The following is a 17,940-nucleotide window of genomic DNA, read 5'->3' as shown; positions in this document are numbered from 1 at the left end:
ACTCGGACAAAACAATATTCCTATCTCAAAATTTACAATTTAGAAAATTTTACACTGAAAAAACTTCAAAAGAAAGGCTGCGCAACCTCTTAGTCACACAGCCTTATTTGAATACATGCTGATCCGGATATTATAAATTTGCGCCGTTTGTCGATACAAAGCCATAATCGAAAGATGTTGAAGCTAAGCAATAATATAAAACATTTTCAATAGATAATGATTTGAACTCCTCGGAAGTCACTTTTATGATTAGTTCATCAGAAGCTTCACTGTACTCATATCTGATGTTCTGCTGTTTGAGCTGCTCGATCGAGTCCTGTATCATAGATTTTTTATAAGCCTTGAGAGCTTCCGCTAAAGCATTATGAGGAGCGTTGCTGAAGTTCTTGATATCAGCTTCGACCTTATCTCTCAGGAATTCGCCGTTTATGATATACTTTGCAAGGAATTCATCTCCGTAAAAACCGACTCTCTGCTCATACAATTCCTTTGCCCATTTTTCGCCGTCAGGAGTTCCTGTTGTGTACAGCAGCTCTCCGTATTTCAGTTGGTCGCCGTCTTTGAGTATCTGGTGCAGCTTTTCATCAAGCAGGTTATTGCTGCTTACATCTTCGCTGTACTCTGCTATAGTCTTGCCATTATATTTATAGTTCTCGCTGCTTTTGAACTGCGGATATACAAATATAACAGTATTCTCATCTGTAGTATTGTTCAATACCGTGTATAATTCATAAGAAACAGGCTTTCCGTTCCATTTCTGACCAAATCCTACGTCCTGACTTACAACGTTATTGTTCTGCTCTTTATCAGTACTCTGACTGCTGTTTGTATCATCAAGTCCGAGAAGCATTTTCTGTAATGCCTGAGCATCACCCACTGTGAGTCCGTCACCGTCCATGTCTGCATTTGCCTTGCCCTGTGCGGTAAGATGATATTCGTCTGTACCGTTTTCGCCGTACTTGTTTGGATTTGCAAGAGCCTGCATAATAAGAACGATATCAGCCATGTCAACTGTTCCGTCGCAGTTAGCGTCACCCTTGACTGTGGCAAGAAGTGTTGTAACACTTGTAGATGTTGTCGTGATTTCTGTAGGCTGGCTTACAGTTGTAACATTAAGATCATAAAATTCGCCGAAATCGGGTAATTTTTCAAATTCATACGGGATACCGCTTTTATCAAGACCTATTTTTGAAATATAAGCTCTCAACTTTGCCTCATGGTCACCGTGAAAACCAATAGACAGTTTTTCATCAGATACATCTCGCGAAACAACGCCCTGTATATCGTTATTAGCCATAAAATCGCAAATGGCTTCAGCGTATTTCTGTGCAGCAGTTTTCTCCTTGCCATAATATGGTACAGCATCATCAACTAACAGCTTATCGACATCTTTTCTCAGCTGCAGGTAATTCAGCGCTGCATTACGCATAACTGCGCGTTTTTCCCCTTCGGGAAGTTTGCATCTTATTTCGCAATCACAGGCTATCTTATTTTTATCTGTACTGTCTGCACCTTTAACGATGACGCGTTTTTTTAATACAGTAACTTCAAAATACTCCTCAGGCAGAGCAAGAGCACTTACTATCCTGTCTTCATCCCATAAACTTTCACCTTTATCGTACGAGCAGTCACCGTGCTGATACGGAATATAATCAGTTAAGATCTCCTCCACAGTCCTGTCAGAGAGGAAATCCTCAGAGAACATACAAACGTTCCAACTGGAGCAATATACATACTCTGCATCGTCACCCTGACCGTAAACATAATAACCATTATCCTTGGTCAATCCTTTTTCTGCGAATAGTGAAATTACTTCTTCCGTTGTCATGGCATAGATATCATTGAAGGTGTATTCTATGAATTCATTTTCGGAAGAAGACAGCAGAGAAACGTTTACCGTTTCTTCGACTGCATTTGCTGATATAACAGCAGATGAACTCATTGTCATAAATGTTGCCGTTACAGCTGCAATTATTCTCTTGGTTTTGCTCATAAATAATCATCCTCTCGTTTATAATATTATTCCGCTGGGGAAATAAGCTCTTTGATAGTATCTATAGTCGTATCATTATTCCTGTAAAGGTAATACCCCTCGTCCTCTTCAAATTTTACCGCGATAGCAATATCTTGATCTATGTTTTTGATCTTATAAGCCTTGGCATAATATATACTTAACTGACCTCTCATTCCTACTGTGCCTATATAATCGCCTACATTATCAAAGGATACTCTGTACGTATTTCTGTACAATGTCATATCTCCATCAAAAATTCCAAGGGGAAATTTTTCGTTCATAGGCAGTGACGGAACGCCACCGTTACCGCTGTTATCCGTAGTTGTTGTGACAGACGTCACTGTAGTCAACGTTGTTTTCGATACAGTTGTGATCGACTGAGGCAGCGTATGAAAAGCCATATCTTCGCCGCCAAAACCGCCGAATTGCGTAGTCACGCTTGTGGAAGCTTCTGTGGTGTGCTTTTCGGTAATAGCTGTTTGTTTAGCTGTTTCTTTAGTAACAACTGTTGTGGTGATCTGAGTCCTTGCAGCAGCAGTAGTATGTATAGTCTGAACGGTATTCTGAGCATATGTCTGAGCTTTTGTAAATGCTGTATTTACAGATGTATTGCTGTGGGTAGTACTGTCTGGTTTTTTTTGCGTCTGAGCTGCTTTTGTTGCAGCTGTATTTGTTGTAACTGTAGAAACGTTCCCTGTGATCGACGATGTACTTGCTTGCGATGTAGTTATGGCTGTTACATCAATAATTTCGGGATCTGACGGAATTATCGGCATTTTATCAACGTGCTTCCAACCGAGTACCAAAACAACGGTTAAAACAAAACAAGTCAGAACAGGAACGGTTCGCTTGATAATACGAATTCGCCGTTCTTTTCTCAGGCGATGTTCATTTCGTTTGGAAAGAACACTTTGATACATCTCATAATCATTCTTCATATTCAAAGCCGCTCCTTTCCAATTCAGATCTTAACGTTTGTTTAGCGTTGTATAGCAGAGATTCTACCTGCCGTTTAGTCTTTTTCATAATCATGGCAGTTTCTGCATTACTGAATTCTTCAAAATAGGAAAGATACAAAACCTGTCGATATTCCAATCTCAGGCTATGCAGAGCTTTATGAACAATTCGCTTTTGTTCGCTTTTTATGTAATTGCTTTCGATGTTTTTTTCGTCAGCAAGGTGCTTTTGCGATTCCAGCGGAACGATGCTGAGTTTAGAATGTTTGCGCAGATATTTTATAGTTATATTGCGTCCGATAGCGTAAAGCCACGTCTTGAAGGAACTTTTCTCCGAATACTTAGGACAGTTGACTGCAAGTTCCGCAAATGTGTCCTCAGTAAGCTCCTCAGCCGTGTGAATATCCTGTACAAAGCTATTCAGATACAGCATCAATCCTTTACGGTATCCCTTTATTAATTCATATAAACCTTCATCATCGCCTGCAAGGAAACGGTGGTAGCTACTTGCACCGTTATCCATGGAGAGATTCCTCCTCTCAGGGGCTTGTACTTTGCCCTATATTATATTAGTACCACTTTTTAGGAAAAACTCAAAGCAAATCAAGTAATTTTTTATTTTTAACTATTATATCACGGGGCATCGGCAATTACAATAGATATCAAGTCTTCTCCTGATAAAAAACGCACAGCAGTCATACGGCTGCTGTGCGCATTTTTTAATCTTCAAGTTCTGCGGAGATCAGTTTTTTGTATTCCTCTTCTTTCTGGATCCTCTCCTCTTCCTCACGCTTCTGTCTTTCTATTTCTTCTTTTTCAAATTCAGCCATGCCTTTTTCTTTGTCGCCGACATAAAGAGTGATGACCTTGTCTATCTCGCCGTCCTTTACTGTGAACTTTGCCATATCCGACTTGAATGCTGCTCCGTCAGCAAATACATCAGTCTCCTCTGCAAGTTCCTGACCAAGTTCTGAGTTTATCCATGCGCCGCAATACGGCTCATCACCATATGACTCAGCATAGAGCATATATTCTCCGTCCTTGATACCGAACAGCTCGCCTGATTTTATACCTGACAGAACGACTGAATTGCCCTGCATTACAGTATATGTACAATCGCCTGTGTATGGCTGTTTATCAGGCCATGTGAGAACGTTGAAGGAAAGATTTTTCTCGCCTTCGTAAGGTGTGAAATAGAAGTCAAAAACAGTCGAATAGTTATATGCATAACCAAAACCGACTCCCTGATCTCTTGAACTCTTTATGTAGCCTTCGGGAACTTCATCGACCACGACTTTATAGCAATCGTAGCCTGTACGATAAAGGTCGGTGAATACCTTGGTAGTACCGTCTGAAGTCCAGCTCGTTTTCTTAGCGTAGCTGTAAGGAGCTTCAATAAGTGAAAGCTTAACGCCCTCAATTGGCTTTCCAGTAATGCTGTCATAGCAATTGACATTTATCGTATTGCCAGAGTTCTCCAGCGGACCAAAGTTCAGGAAAAGTTCCCTGTCAGGCTTACCATTCACTACTGAGAAGTCAATGCCGTTTGTAAGGTCTTCAAACTGAGCATCGGGATAGTTTTCCTTGACCATTTCAGCAAAATCACTGTCAGGATCAACGAAAGTAACAGGGTAATCAAAGAAATTGAACTCAGCATGATAATCACCGTCAGGAAGTGCCATTTCTCCGGTATACTGCCTCTGATAGTAATAATTGCCGTCCTTGTCGGTAATAGTGAGATTGCCGTAGCCTATATTCTCTCTGCCCTGACACCAGTCCATATGTGTGAACTTGACATTATTCTCTGTATCATCAGCTGCTACTCTTACAATCAATTCCTTCTCAGCTGTACCTGCTTCGATATCGAATATAACTACCTGATCCCATGTCTTGTATGCAGTATCGTAGCCCTTAGGAAGCCCATTTACTGTAAGAAAATACTTATAATCCTTATCATCAGGAAGTCCGTAGTAATTTATTTCCTCGCCGTTAGTAGGAATATCGCTGCCGATATTATACAAATAATTTTCCACCATCTCGTTAAGACATATATCAGCATCAAGAGGTTCGCCGGACATCATATCCACGACCTTGACGCTGAGCTTTGTACCCGCAGGTTTAATTTCAGAGACAAGCTGTTTTCGCAGGTATACCATGTCATAAACGTCAATAACACCGTCAGCTAAAAGATCAGCATTCTTAATATTTCCCAGCTCGCCGATACGTCCGAGAAGATAGCGGTTAAGCTGAACTGCGTCTGAAATACCCACGTTTCCGTCAAAGTTTACATCTCCGAAAAGAGTGAGGACCTGTGCATTTTCGACTATGTAATCCTCAGCCGAAGCTGAAGAGATATTCATAGCCACAGGTGCCGCAGCCATAACAGCTGCCGTTAAAATTGCCTTGATCCGATTTCTTATGTCCATTGCTTTTTACCTCCTGTCATTTGTAGAAGTCACTAAAACTCCCCTTACACTTTTAGTCTATCATAATAAACAAATTTTGTCAATATTTGTGGTAAACAATATGCTTTAAATACACCTTTCGTTTAAAAAAATAAAGTGCTGCCCTGTGACAGTGCTTGTTATAATAGTTGTTATGCTTGAGATTGTTGATGTTGTCGAGGTTAAAGATGCAGCAGGTTTTACATTGAGACTGCATGGCTTTCCGTCGGATGCCCTGACATTGATCACAGCCTCGCCTTTGATAGGTGCAAATTCAAAGCGATATAACTTAAAATTTATCACACTAATTGAGTGGTATAATAAAAATCAAGCCGCAAGGAATTTCCCTGCGGCTTTCTTACTTTATTATGTTTGTTACTTTCCGCTTTCACCGTAGTTTGAAAGTACTCTTGCGGAAGGATCATTTACGTTACAGCCTTCCCACTCCTTGTTAGGCATCCAGAAATCAACGATCATTTCACAGTTGCCATGATAATATTTATCAAATATCTCACGATAAAGGAGCGATTCCTTTGTGAATGGTTTTGCATGAGCATACTTTGTGCAATCAAGTTCAAATTCCTCATCTGAATAGTACTTTTCGGCATACTCCTTGAGGTAATCTACCATAGAATGTCCTACTGCGTCAGAGAATGCAGCCTTTTCACGATAAAGAATATCATGCGGCAGATAATCTCCCTCAAAAGCATGACGAAGAAGATACTTGCCCTTGTTGTACTTGTTGAGCTTCATCTCAGGATCAACTGCCATGACATATTTCACAAAGTCAAGATCGCCGAAAGGCACACGGGCTTCGAGAGAATTTACCGATATACAGCGGTCTGCACGTAGAACATCATACATATGCAGCTCATGTACACGCTTGACGGACTCCTGCTGAAAAGCCTCTGCGGAAGGAGCAAAGTCTGTATACTTATATCCGAACAGCTCGTCAGATATCTCACCTGTGAGAAGTACACGGATATCTGTCTGCTCGTGTATAGCCTTACAAAGCAGATACATACCCATACTTGCACGGATAGTCGTGATGTCGAAAGTTCCAAGAAGGTGGATAACATCTTCAAGTGCTGCTATAACATCGTCCTTGGTTATGATAACTTCTGTATGTTCGCTGCCGATATAATCAGCTACCTGCTTTGCATATTTAAGGTCGATCGCATCAGTGTTCATACCGATAGCAAATGTGCGGATAGGCTTGTCGCTCTCACGCTGTGCAATAGCACATACAAGTGATGAATCAAGTCCGCCTGAAAGCAAAAAACCAACTTTTGCATCTGCGTCAAGACGTTTTTTAACGCCTGCAACAAGTTTATCGTGGATATTCTTGCACACTGTGTCAAGGTCATCGTGAATGACTTTATCAACAGCTGTGATATCACAGTAGCAGTGGAATTCGCCGTCCTTGTAATAGTGTCCAGGAGGGAAAGGCATTATCTTTTTGCAGAGCTTTACAAGGTTTTTAGGTTCACTTGCAAACACCATTGCTCCGCTGTCGGATTTACCGTAATACAGCGGACGTATGCCTATTGGATCACGGGCAGCTATGAATTCGCCGTTTTTACCGTCGTATAACACGCAGGCAAACTCTGCATCAAGCATGGCGAACATATCAGTGCCGTATTCCTTGTAAAGCGGCAGAAGTATCTCGCAGTCACTGTCGCTCTTAAAGGTGTATCCCTTTGCTTTGAGCTCGTCACGCAAAGCCTTGAAGCCGTATATCTCACCGTTGCAGACAACATAATTGCCGTCAAGCTCAAATGGCTGCATTCCTTCGGGAGTAAGTCCCATTATGGACAGTCTCTGAAAACCGAGTACACCGTCCTTTAATCCGATTATCCTTTCATCATCAGGTCCGCGTGAGACTGTTGCTTTAAGTCCCTCTGCGACCTCCTCTGTACTGCCGCCTTTGCCGCAGTAGCCCATTATCGTACACATTTTCTATTCCTCCGAATTAATGATGTAATAAGACCATATATCGCCATTGAAATACAGTTTTGTGTGATTTCTCAGATAAGATCCTTTGCAAAGCAGACTGCACCTTCAAGCCTGTCATACGGCGGATAGTTATCTATCTGATAATATCCTCGTCCCTTGTACAGACTGACGGCAGCCGTCATTATTTCTCTTGTCTGTAGAATAGTTCTGGCAAAGCCTTGCTCAGCTGCCATTTTCTCCAACATATCCATCATAGTGGAAGCTATATGCATTCCACGGTATTCATTCTCGACCCACACGCGCTTTATCTCAACGTCACAGTCAGAATATCTTTTCAGCCCTGCACAGGCAGCAGCTGTATCATTTATATAAACTATCAGCACATCGTGAATGCTGTCTGACAGATTGTACGGAATAAAACCGCTCCTGTTGCACTGACCGCCGACAAGACTGTTATAGTATTCCTCTGTTATGAGATAAAACCGTCTGAAATCAGCGTTTTCAGCGTCTGTCCACTTATATCTGATATTTTTCATAGTACTTTTAATGTGAGCCTATGATAATAACAGGCTCATACAATTTTAAGCTCTATTTATGTATTTTTTCATCGAATTTGTTTTTGCTTCCTGCACCTGAAATATCCACAGGATAATCACCTGTAAAACACCCCTTGCAGTAACCGAAACGATTATCCACAAGCTCGCCGAGACATTCAACAGGCAGGTATCCGAGACTGTCCGCACCGATATACTTTGCTATCTCTTCCGTAGAACTGCACTTTCCTGCTATGAGGTTTTCCTCAGAGTCGATATCAGTACCGAAATGACATGTATGCAGGAACGGCGGCGATGAGATGCGCACATGGACTTCCTTTGCCCCTGCTTCACGAAGAAGCCTTACGATCCTCGCGCTTGTCGTACCACGGACTATGGAATCATCTATCATTATGACGCGCTTGCCCACAACGCTCTCGCGGACAGCGTTGAGTTTTATCTTTACTGCATTTTCACGCTGATGCTGTTCGGGCTGAATGAAGCTGCGTCCGATGTATTTGTTTTTTATGAAGCCTATACCATATGGTATGCCGCTTTCATTTGCGTAACCAAGAGCCGCATCAAGTCCAGAATCGGGAACACCGATAACTATATCTGCTTCTACAGGACTGCTCTTTGCAAGCAGCTCACCTGCTCTCAGACGTGCATGGTGTACCGAGATACCGTCAATAACAGAATCGGGACGTGCGAAGTAAATGTACTCAAAAATGCAGATATTTCGCTTGTTTGTGCAGTTGGTACGTATAGACTGCATACCTTCCTGACCAATGGCAACTATTTCTCCCGGCTCTATATCACGCAGGAACTCAGCTCCAACTGTCTCAAGAGCGCAGGATTCCGAAGCAACTACATACGCTCCGTCAGAAGTCCTGCCGATACACAGTGGACGGAAGCCGTCAGAATCACGAAAAGCTATGAGCTTTGTAGCTGTCATAACTATGCATGAATACGCACCTTTAAGTCTCGGCATTGCTTTCTCAACAGCTTCTTCTGTAGAATTGCTGCTGAGACGTTCACGGACTATCTCATAGGCGATCGCCTCCGTGTCGGAAGTGCCGTGGAAGATAGCTCCCGACATCTCAAAGGAGCGTCGGAGCTCCGCTGCATTGACGAGATTTCCATTGTGAACGAGAGCCATATTACCTTTGATATGGCGAATTACAAGGGGCTGGATATTATTGTGATTATGTCCGCCTGTTGTGGAATAGCGAACGTGTCCAACCGCCATATTACCGCTGCCGAGCTTATCCAGCTCTTCTCTGCTGAACACCTCCGAAACAAGACCGTCTGCACGTTTATGTCTGAATATACCGTCATCGCAGACTGTTATGCCGCAGCTCTCCTGACCTCTGTGCTGTAGCGCATAAAGTCCGAAATAGACCGATGCAGCAACATCAGAAGTCTTGGTCTCGTATATACCGAATACACCGCATTCCTCATGAATACTGTCAAACATTTCTTACGCCTCTCTCATAAGTATTGCTCACTCAGCTTATCGATCACTGCCAGTGCTGCAATACTTTTCTTCTTACGCTTATTCATGGCATACTGTTCAAGATAAGCATGTGCTTCCTCCTCCGTCATGCCCTTGTACTGCATGAGCATGAACTTTGCCTTGTCCACTGCCTGTATCTCGTTTATCTTTTCTTCAAGCCTGCGATTTTCCTCATACAGCTTTAAAGAACGGTTAACAGCGATATCCAGCGTTTTCACCAGCTGATAGAGCAGGGTTCTGCTGAACGGCTTTCCGACAATGATAATACCTGTCTTTTCAGCACGTCCCGCTATCTTTTCCGTCTGCTCTTCCTTTATCATAAAGATACAGTTTGCAGTCGTATTTTCAATGATGTATTCCGCAAGCTCAAAGCCCGACTCGTCCATAAGCGGAGAATTTATAACTGCCAGTTCCACAGACGGATCAGCATCGAAAACTGTTTTTGCCTGATAAGCCGATTCAACAAGTTTCGGAGTACATCTGAACGAATCGCGGAGGAAATTCACAAGAGCTTCAGAGGCTGTTTTATTACTTGAAACTACAAGAATTTTTTCCAAAGCTTACCTCCGTCAGAGACTGTAAAAATAATGTTTTTCCTCGAATGCTTCCTTATTATATGCGGAAGAATATTCAGCCCATTCTTCATGGCTGAATTTCAGCAGCACGTCAAGTATATTTGAAGGCACGTATTTTTTCACGAATTCAGAACTCTCTGTGCAGTTGATGGCTTCCTCAAGTGTGGAAGGGAGACGCTCTGTACCCTTGTTCTTTTCTGAAAGCGGAAGCTTTTCAACTATGCCGTCAAGTGCAGAATATATCATAAGACCGAGAACGAAATACGGATCACATACACAGTCCGCAGCACGTAACTCTATGCATGGGTTATCGCTGTCAGGATTCATACGTATAAGCTGTGAGCCCTCTTCGTCCGACCATATAATATCACGGGGAGCTGTAAACTCGCCCAGTCTCTCATAGGAATTCACGTTTGAATTTGTAAAGAGAGTAAATTCACGGATATGCTTCATTATACCTGCTGCGGCATTCTTTATGATATCACCGCACTCGGAAGTTCTCTCCTCCATAAAATCATTGTCGGGAAAAACTGTAAAGCTTATATGCATTCCGTTTCCGCAGTCATCATGCAAAGGCTTGGGCATGAAGCTTGCGTGTACGCTATGAGATTCAGCAACTGATTTTACCGCAGATTTGAAGCTGAGAAAAGTATCTGCCGCTTTGAGTGCAGATGAAGTATTGAAGTCTATCTCATGCTGACCGCAGCCGCTCTCGTGGCGTGAGGATACAGGGTGTATCCCCATTTGCTCAAGTGTGAGACAAACATCGCGGCGGATATTCTCTCCCTTATCATCAGGAGCAACATCACAGTATCCTGCATAATCATGCGGAGTTTTAGTCGGGATACCATTATCGTCCTTACGGAAAAGTGTAAACTCGCATGATGTTCCGAAACGGAAGCAATAGCCTGCTGAAACTGCCGCTTTCATAGCCTTTTTAAGGAAGTATCTTCCGTCGCCCTCAAAGGGAGTACCGTCTGCATAACGGATATAGCAGAACATTCTTATTACTCTGCCCTGCTGAGGTCTCCACGGAAGAACGGTCATAGTCTGAGCATCAGGGAAAAGGAAAAGGTCTTTTCCGTTTGCGGCCTCAAAGCCTGCTATCTTTTTTGCTGTGATGCGCACTCCGCGCTCAAAGGTAACTGCAAGCTCTGATGAAAGGACAGAGATATTTTTCAGTCTGCCTTTCAGATCAGAGAATGTCAGTTTGACGAACTTAACATCATTTTCTTCTATATACTGCAATATCTCATTTTCTGAATATATCATTTTAGCCTCCGTATCATAGATTGGTGTAACCTATAAGGTATTCGTCCACCTCTGCCGCAGCATCACGTCCTTCACGGATAGCACGGACTACAAGAGACTGTCCGATATGCATATCGCCTGCGGTAAATACCTTATCAACATCTGTAGAATGTTTGCCAAGTGCTGTTTTTACGTTTGTGCGCTGGTCAAGTGATACGCCGAATGCATCTGCAATATACTTCTGACAGCCGAGGAAACCTGCTGCAATAAGACATAATTCGCATGGAATGATCTCCTCGCTGCCCTCTATTTCATTCATGGTACGTCTACCTGTTTCGGGATCTGTTCCGAATTGGAGCTTAACTGTTTTTATAGCCGACAGCTTACCGCTTTCGTCCTTGATGAATTCCTTTACAGTTGTGCAGTAAATACGCGGATCGTGTCCGAATACCGCAATAGCTTCCTCCTGACCGTAATCAGTCTTACAAACTCTCGGCCACTCTGGGAAAGGATTGTTCTCGGCTCTCTCATCAGGGAGCTTAGGCATCATTTCAAGCTGTACCACAGACTTGCAGCCGTGACGGACAGAAGTTCCAACACAGTCATTACCTGTATCACCGCCGCCAATGATAACAACATTTTTGTCCTTTGCTGAAATGTATTTGCCGTCTTTAAGTTCGGAGTCAAGCAGGCTCTTTGTTGTAGCTTTGAGGAAATCCACTGCAAAGTATATTCCCTCTGCGTCACGTCCCTCGGCTTTGATATCACGAGGATTTGACGAGCCGCAGGCAAGTACAACAGCGTCATAGCTGCTCATTATCTCATCAGCGGAAACATTTTCGCCTACATTGGAATTAGTTCTGAACTCTACGCCCTCAGCTTTCATAAGCTCTGTGCGGCGTTCGATGATATGCTTTTCAAGCTTCATATTCGGGATACCGTACATAAGCAGCCCGCCAACACGGTCGGAACGCTCGAAAACTGTAACATTGTGACCGCGCTTGTTGAGAGTATCAGCTGCGGCAAGTCCCGAAGGACCTGAGCCTATAACAGCTATACGCTTTCCGCTTCTTACTGCGGGTATCTGAGGCTGCATAAGACCGTTTGCGAAGCCGAATTCGATTATGGAATTCTCGTTCTCCTTAGTAGTTACCGGCGAATCGTAAACTCCGCAGATACAAGCCTTTTCGCAAAGTGCGGGACATACTCTCGATGTAAACTCGGGGAAATTATTGGTCATAAGCAGACGGCTCAAAGCCTGTTCCTTCTGACCGTGATAAAGCAGGTCGTTCCACTCGGGAATGAGGTTGTTCAGCGGACAACCTGACATCATACCACAGAGCATTTTTCCGTTCTGGCAGAATGGTACTCCGCAGTCCATACAGCGTGAAGCCTGTTCCTTACGCTTTTCTTCCGAGAGCGGTACGTGGAACTCGTTAAAGTCCTTTATACGCTCAAGAGGTTCTTTTGCAGCTGTTTCTGTTCTTGCATATTCAAGAAATCCTGTTGCTTTTCCCATGGCTCACGCCTCCTTTCTGATGAGCTCGAATGCTTCTATCATAGCCTGCTCGCTGCTCATGCCTGTTTTTTCAAGTTTTGTTACTGTCTTTTGTATCTTCGCATAATCGTGAGGTATTATCTTCTTGAAGCATGGCAGATAACGCTCAAAGTCTGCGAGTATCAGTTTAGCCTTTTCAGAGCCTGTAGCCTCTTCGTGCTCGGTGATGATAGCTTTAAGCTCGGCGATGTCCTCTTCCTCAGTAACAGTTTCAAGTGAAACAAGTGCCTTGTTGAGACGTGTGTAAAGGTCATGCTCCTCATCGAGAACATATGCTATACCGCCTGACATACCTGCGGCGAAGTTCTTGCCTGTACGTCCGAGGATAACTGCGCGTCCGCCTGTCATATATTCGCAGCCGTGATCGCCTACGCCCTCACATACGGCGGTAGCTCCCGAATTTCTTACGCAGAAACGCTCACCTGCAACACCGTTGATAAATGCCTTGCCTGAGGTAGCTCCGTAGAGTGCAACGTTACCCACGATAATATTCTCATCAGCCTTGAATGTAGAAGCCTTTGGCGGATTAAGTACAAGCTTGCCGCCTGAAAGACCCTTGCCGAAATAGTCATTGCTGTCACCGCTGAGCTCGAGAGTGAGTCCCTTTGGTATGAACGCACCGAAGGACTGTCCGCCGCTGCCTGTACATTTAACTGTGAATGTATCATCAGCAAGTACGTTTTCACCATGGATACGTGTTATCTCCGCACCTGTGAGAGTTCCCACAGAACGGTCTGTATTCACAACATCAATGGAAATAGACTTGGAAGTTCCGTTTTTCAGCGCACTTCCCAGCTTCTTTATTATAACACAGCGGTCTATGGTGTTGTCAAGTTCAAAATCGTAAACATCTTCAGCATCAAAATGCTTTTTGCCGTCAACTGTGCTGTTTGCAAGTATATTTGCGAAGTCGATATTCTTTTCGGCTGCACTGTCCTTGATACGGAGAAGGTCTGTGCGTCCCACAAGCTCGTCAACTGTGCGTATACCGAGCTTTGCCATATATTCACGGAGCTCCTGTGCTATGAAGTGCATGAAGTTCACAATGTATTCAGGCTTACCGCGGAAACGCTTTCTAAGCTCGGGATTCTGTGTAGCTATACCCATAGGACAGGTATCAAGGTTGCAGACTCTCATCATAACGCAGCCCATTGTTACCAGCGGAGCTGTTGCAAAGCCGAATTCCTCTGCACCGAGAAGTGCTGCAACAAGTACGTCACGGCCTGTCATAAGCTTGCCGTCTGTCTCTATGCGGACTCTTGAACGAAGTCCGTTGAGCATAAGTGTCTGATGAGCTTCGGCAAGTCCAAGCTCCCAAGGAAGTCCTGCATTGTATATGGAGCTCTTCGGAGCTGCACCTGTACCGCCGTCATATCCTGAGATAAGTATAACCTGTGCGCCTGCCTTTGCAACGCCTGCTGCAACAGTTCCTACACCTGCTTCGGATACGAGCTTTACTGAGATGCGAGCCTGATCGTTGGCATTTTTAAGATCGTATATGAGCTGTGCAAGATCCTCGATAGAATATATATCGTGATGAGGCGGAGGTGAGATAAGTCCAACGCCTGCTGTTGAGTGACGTGTCTTAGCGATCCACGGATATACCTTTCCTGACGGAAGATGTCCGCCCTCGCCCGGCTTTGCGCCCTGTGCCATTTTTATCTGTATTTCCTGTGCGGAAACGAGGTATTCAGATGTAACGCCGAAACGTCCCGAAGCAACCTGCTTGATAGCTGAACATTTATCGGATTTAAGACGCTCGGGGCTTTCTCCGCCCTCACCGCTGTTAGACTTTCCGCCGATACTGTTCATAGCCTTTGCCATGCACTCATGTGCTTCCTGAGAAATAGAACCGTATGACATAGCACCTGTCTTGAAACGCTTGCAGATGCTCTCGACCGACTCTACCTCGTCAATAGATATCTCAGCGGAACTGTCGAAATTGAAGTCAAGGAGACTGCGGAGCGTAAGCTCGTTGTCCTCACGATTAAGAGCTTCGGAATACTTTTTAAATGTATCGTAGCTGCCTGTCCATGCTGCCTGCTGAAGAAGATGAATCGTCTCGGGAGTGTAGAGATGCTCGCTCTTTCCGCTGCGGAGCTTATGACTGCCTGCGCTCTTTACATCGCTGCTGACGTAGAGTCCGAGAGGATCGTAAGCAGCTGTATGGAGAGCTTCTGTACGACGGCTTATATCAGCAAGTCTGATACCGCCGATACGGCTGACAGTACCTGCAAAATATCTGTCGATAAGCTCCTGAGAAATACCCACAGCCTCAAAGAGCTTGCTGCCCTGATAGGACTGGATAGTGGATATACCCATTTTTGAAGCTATTTTTACGATACCGTGAAGAATAGCACTGTTGTAATCGTCCTCAGCAGCGTAGAAGTCCTTGTCAAGCGAGCCGTCCTCAATGAGTGAACGGATAGTTTCATGTGCAAGGTATGGATTGACAGCACAGGCACCGTAGCCTAAAAGTGCTGCGAAGTGGTGTACTTCTCTCGGCTCTGCACTTTCAAGTATCATAGCAACTGCTGTACGCTTCTTTGTGGAAACGAGATGCTGCTGGAGTGCAGAAACTGCAAGGAGCGAAGGTATCGGACAGTGATACTCGTCAACACCGCGGTCGGAGAGAATAAGTATAGATGCTCCGTCACGATAAGCCTTGTCAGCGTCAATGAAGAGACGCTCAATAGCCTTGTCAAGTGAAGTTCCGATGTAGTATGTTATGGGGATAACTGCGCATTTAAGTCCATTCTGATTAAGAGACTTTATTTTGAGCATATCAGTCTCTGTAAGGATAGGATTTTCGATCTTCAGAACATGGCAGTTCTCTGGACGCTCCTCAAGGATATTTCCGTCCTTGCCGATGTAAACGCTTGTGTCTGTAACAACTTCCTCACGGATAGCGTCAAATGGAGGATTTGTTACCTGTGCGAAAAGCTGGCGGAAATAGTTGAAAAGAGGCGGTGCCTGCTTGTCCAGTGGCGGAATCGGGATATCACTTCCCATAGAAGCGATAGGCTCTGCACCTTTTTCAGCCATTGGCAGGATAGATGTACGGATATCCTCATATGAATAGCCGAATGCCTTGTGAAGTCTTGCAAGCTCGTCCTTTGAATATGTCTTTACTCCCTTGTTCGGGATATGAAGATCGTGGAGACGAACGAGATTTGCGTCCAGCCATTCGCCGTAAGGCTGGCGTGAAGCATACATTGACTTCACCTCATCATCCTCGATGATACGACCCTGCTTTGTATCTGCAAGGAGCATCTTACCGGGACGGAGACGGTCTTTCTTAACTATCTTCTCAGGTGCGATATCTATACAGCCTGTCTCAGATGAAAGAATAAGGAAACCGTCATTGGTTATGCAATATCTTGACGGACGGAGACCGTTTCTGTCGAGGACTGCTCCCATAACGTCGCCGTCAGAGAAAAGTATAGACGCAGGACCGTCCCAAGGCTCCATCATAGTTGCGTAATACTGGTAAAAATCGTACTTTGCCTTGGATATTGTCTTGTCGTTCTTCCAAGGCTCGGGAATAGTTATCATAACTGCCAGAGGAAGCGGCATACCTGACATTATCATGAATTCAAGAGCGTTGTCAAGTCTTGCAGAGTCCGAACCTTTAACATTTATAGCAGGAAGTATCCTGTGCATATCATTTTTCAGTGTCTCACAGGTCATAGTCTCCTCACGGGCAAGCATCTTATCAGCATTGCCTGTGATAGTATTTATCTCGCCGTTGTGAACAATGAAACGGTTTGGGTGAGCCTTCTGCCAGCTTGGATTGGTATTAGTTGAAAAACGTGAATGTACCATTGCTATAGCAGATGTAAATTCATCACTCTGAAGATCAGTGTAAAATCTTCTGAGCTCATCAACAAGGAACATACCCTTATATACGATTGTACGGCTTGAAAGTGAGCATACATATGTGTCATCGTTGGACTGCTCGAATTCGCGTCTTGCAACGAAGAGCTTGCGGTCGAAGTCAAGTCCCTTCGGACATTCATCAGGACGCTTCACAAAAGCCTGCATGATACATGGCATACTGTCAAGTGCCTTGTGACCAAGTATTGAAGCTGAAGTTGGTACTTCACGCCAGCATACGAATTCCATGCCGTTATTATCTATTATCTTTTCAAAGAGCTTCTTTGCACGGTCGCGTCTGAGCTCGTTCTGAGGGAAGAAGAACATTCCAACACCGAAGTCCCCTTCTTCTCCGATATCCTTGCCAAGCTTTTTTACTTCATTAATAAAGAAGCTGTAAGGCATCTGTACAAGTATTCCAACACCGTCGCCTGTTTTCCCCTCGGCGTCCTTTCCTGCACGGTGTTCAAGCTTCTCAACGATGGTGAGAGCATTTTCAACAACATATCTTGACTGTTCGCCATTGATATTCACTACTGCTCCGATACCACAGTTATCATGCTCAAAACGAGGACTGTAAAGTCCTTGCTGCTGGTAAGGAGCTTCCTCTCTAAAATTATCCATATCATTCACTAACCTTTCAATAATCCGAGCACCATTGATCGGATTATAATAAAAAGAACGTTTCAACAGACAGATAGCCTGCTAAAACGTCCTTGTTTTCTTAACTATCTTATCACGTTAAAGCGGAAATGTCAATAGGAAAATCAGGATTTTTGCCGTTTCGTTAAATTTCAACAGTTATTATGCGCTAACAGCACTTAAAAAATATGCGATACGCCAAATTTCAAAAAAGCTATTGACAAATCTCTTGCAAGGGACTATAATTGCAATGTAAACAGCAAGGGAGCTGCGGATATGGAATCCGTAGCTCTTTTTTGTTATTAGTACTAATTCCATACACGAAGGGGTGTATGAAGTCTGAGGACTTCTTCACCCCTTTGATATTTATGCTGTAACAATTTAGGAGGTAGTTTTATGGACTCTCAGACAATTTTACAACAAGCCATGGATGAGACAAACGGTCTTGTCTTCGGTGTATGGTTCCTTATTGGTGCTGCTCTCGTATTCTTTATGCAGGCGGGATTCGCAATGGTGGAGACAGGCTTCACCCGTGCAAAGAACGCAGGCAATATCATCATGAAAAACTTAATGGACTTCTGTATCGGTACAGTTGTTTTCATTCTCATAGGTTTCGGTC

At 44.0% G+C, this 17,940-nt stretch carries 11 protein-coding genes and 1 pseudogene; 1 reads left to right on the top strand and 11 read right to left on the bottom strand.

Features of this window, described 5'->3' with window-relative positions; translation table 11 throughout:
* Positions 1-130: 130 nt before the first annotated feature.
* From QZZ41_RS14050 to gltB, 11 genes are all read right to left on the bottom strand, one after another.
* Positions 131-1,993: a dockerin type I repeat-containing protein gene (locus QZZ41_RS14050; RefSeq protein WP_295073495.1), complete on the bottom strand. Its 1,863-nt coding sequence runs from the start codon at positions 1,991-1,993 to the stop codon at positions 131-133.
* A 26-nt stretch (positions 1,994-2,019) separates the two neighbouring features.
* Positions 2,020-2,952, bottom strand: coding sequence for a hypothetical protein (locus QZZ41_RS14045; RefSeq protein WP_295073492.1), 933 nt, complete (start codon positions 2,950-2,952; stop codon positions 2,020-2,022).
* Positions 2,942-3,493 (bottom strand): sigma-70 family RNA polymerase sigma factor, encoded by a 552-nt coding sequence (locus QZZ41_RS14040; protein WP_295073489.1) that lies wholly within the window; start codon positions 3,491-3,493, stop codon positions 2,942-2,944. Before QZZ41_RS14040 ends, QZZ41_RS14045 begins: the two co-directional genes overlap by 11 nt.
* Positions 3,494-3,689: 196 nt before the next feature.
* Positions 3,690-5,396: a dockerin type I repeat-containing protein gene (locus QZZ41_RS14035; protein ID WP_295073486.1), complete on the bottom strand. Its 1,707-nt coding sequence runs from the start codon at positions 5,394-5,396 to the stop codon at positions 3,690-3,692.
* 393 nt (positions 5,397-5,789) lie between these two features.
* Complete coding sequence (asnB, locus tag QZZ41_RS14030) at positions 5,790-7,370, bottom strand: asparagine synthase B (protein ID WP_295073484.1); 1,581 nt, start codon at positions 7,368-7,370, stop codon at positions 5,790-5,792.
* Positions 7,371-7,441: 71 nt separating this feature from the next.
* Complete coding sequence (locus QZZ41_RS14025) at positions 7,442-7,906, bottom strand: GNAT family N-acetyltransferase (protein ID WP_295073481.1); 465 nt, start codon at positions 7,904-7,906, stop codon at positions 7,442-7,444.
* Between the two features lie 52 nt (positions 7,907-7,958).
* Positions 7,959-9,380 (bottom strand): amidophosphoribosyltransferase, encoded by a 1,422-nt coding sequence (gene purF / locus QZZ41_RS14020; RefSeq protein WP_295073477.1) that lies wholly within the window; start codon positions 9,378-9,380, stop codon positions 7,959-7,961.
* A gap of 14 nt (positions 9,381-9,394) precedes the next feature.
* A complete protein-coding gene (locus tag QZZ41_RS14015; protein WP_295073475.1) occupies positions 9,395-9,976 on the bottom strand; it encodes an ANTAR domain-containing response regulator in 582 nt (193 codons plus the stop codon).
* Between the two features lie 12 nt (positions 9,977-9,988).
* On the bottom strand, positions 9,989-11,266 hold the full coding sequence (locus QZZ41_RS14010; RefSeq protein WP_295073472.1) for a glutamine synthetase family protein: 1,278 nt from the start codon (positions 11,264-11,266) through the stop codon (positions 9,989-9,991).
* Positions 11,267-11,279: 13 nt separating this feature from the next.
* Positions 11,280-12,764 carry a glutamate synthase subunit beta gene (locus QZZ41_RS14005; protein WP_295073469.1) on the bottom strand — a complete coding sequence of 495 codons (1,485 nt, stop codon included), beginning with the start codon at positions 12,762-12,764 and terminating at the stop codon, positions 11,280-11,282.
* A gap of 3 nt (positions 12,765-12,767) precedes the next feature.
* On the bottom strand, positions 12,768-17,303 hold the full coding sequence (gltB, locus tag QZZ41_RS14000; protein WP_295073466.1) for a glutamate synthase large subunit: 4,536 nt from the start codon (positions 17,301-17,303) through the stop codon (positions 12,768-12,770).
* A gap of 414 nt (positions 17,304-17,717) precedes the next feature.
* Between gltB and QZZ41_RS13995 the strand changes: the two are divergent.
* Positions 17,718-17,940, top strand: a pseudogene (locus QZZ41_RS13995) (adenylate cyclase); the annotation flags it as partial.

It is taken from the genome of Ruminococcus sp., from assembly GCF_016283395.1.
The sequence above is the reverse complement of the archived record's forward strand: the minus strand, read 5'-3'. Positions and strand labels throughout refer to the sequence as shown.

What these genes read in the sequence shown, in the direction of transcription:
- QZZ41_RS14005 (WP_295073469.1), bottom strand. Translation starts at nt 12,764, where the DNA reads ATGGGAAAAGCAACAGGATTTCTTGAATATGCAAGAACAGAAACAGCT.
- QZZ41_RS14025 (WP_295073481.1), bottom strand. Translation starts at nt 7,906, where the DNA reads ATGAAAAATATCAGATATAAGTGGACAGACGCTGAAAACGCTGATTTC.
- asnB (WP_295073484.1), bottom strand. Translation starts at nt 7,370, where the DNA reads ATGTGTACGATAATGGGCTACTGCGGCAAAGGCGGCAGTACAGAGGAG.
- gltB (WP_295073466.1), bottom strand. Translation starts at nt 17,303, where the DNA reads ATGGATAATTTTAGAGAGGAAGCTCCTTACCAGCAGCAAGGACTTTAC.
- QZZ41_RS14035 (WP_295073486.1), bottom strand. Translation starts at nt 5,396, where the DNA reads ATGGACATAAGAAATCGGATCAAGGCAATTTTAACGGCAGCTGTTATG.
- QZZ41_RS14040 (WP_295073489.1), bottom strand. Translation starts at nt 3,493, where the DNA reads ATGGATAACGGTGCAAGTAGCTACCACCGTTTCCTTGCAGGCGATGAT.
- QZZ41_RS14050 (WP_295073495.1), bottom strand. Translation starts at nt 1,993, where the DNA reads ATGAGCAAAACCAAGAGAATAATTGCAGCTGTAACGGCAACATTTATG.
- QZZ41_RS14045 (WP_295073492.1), bottom strand. Translation starts at nt 2,952, where the DNA reads ATGAAGAATGATTATGAGATGTATCAAAGTGTTCTTTCCAAACGAAAT.
- purF (WP_295073477.1), bottom strand. Translation starts at nt 9,380, where the DNA reads ATGTTTGACAGTATTCATGAGGAATGCGGTGTATTCGGTATATACGAG.
- QZZ41_RS14010 (WP_295073472.1), bottom strand. Translation starts at nt 11,266, where the DNA reads ATGATATATTCAGAAAATGAGATATTGCAGTATATAGAAGAAAATGAT.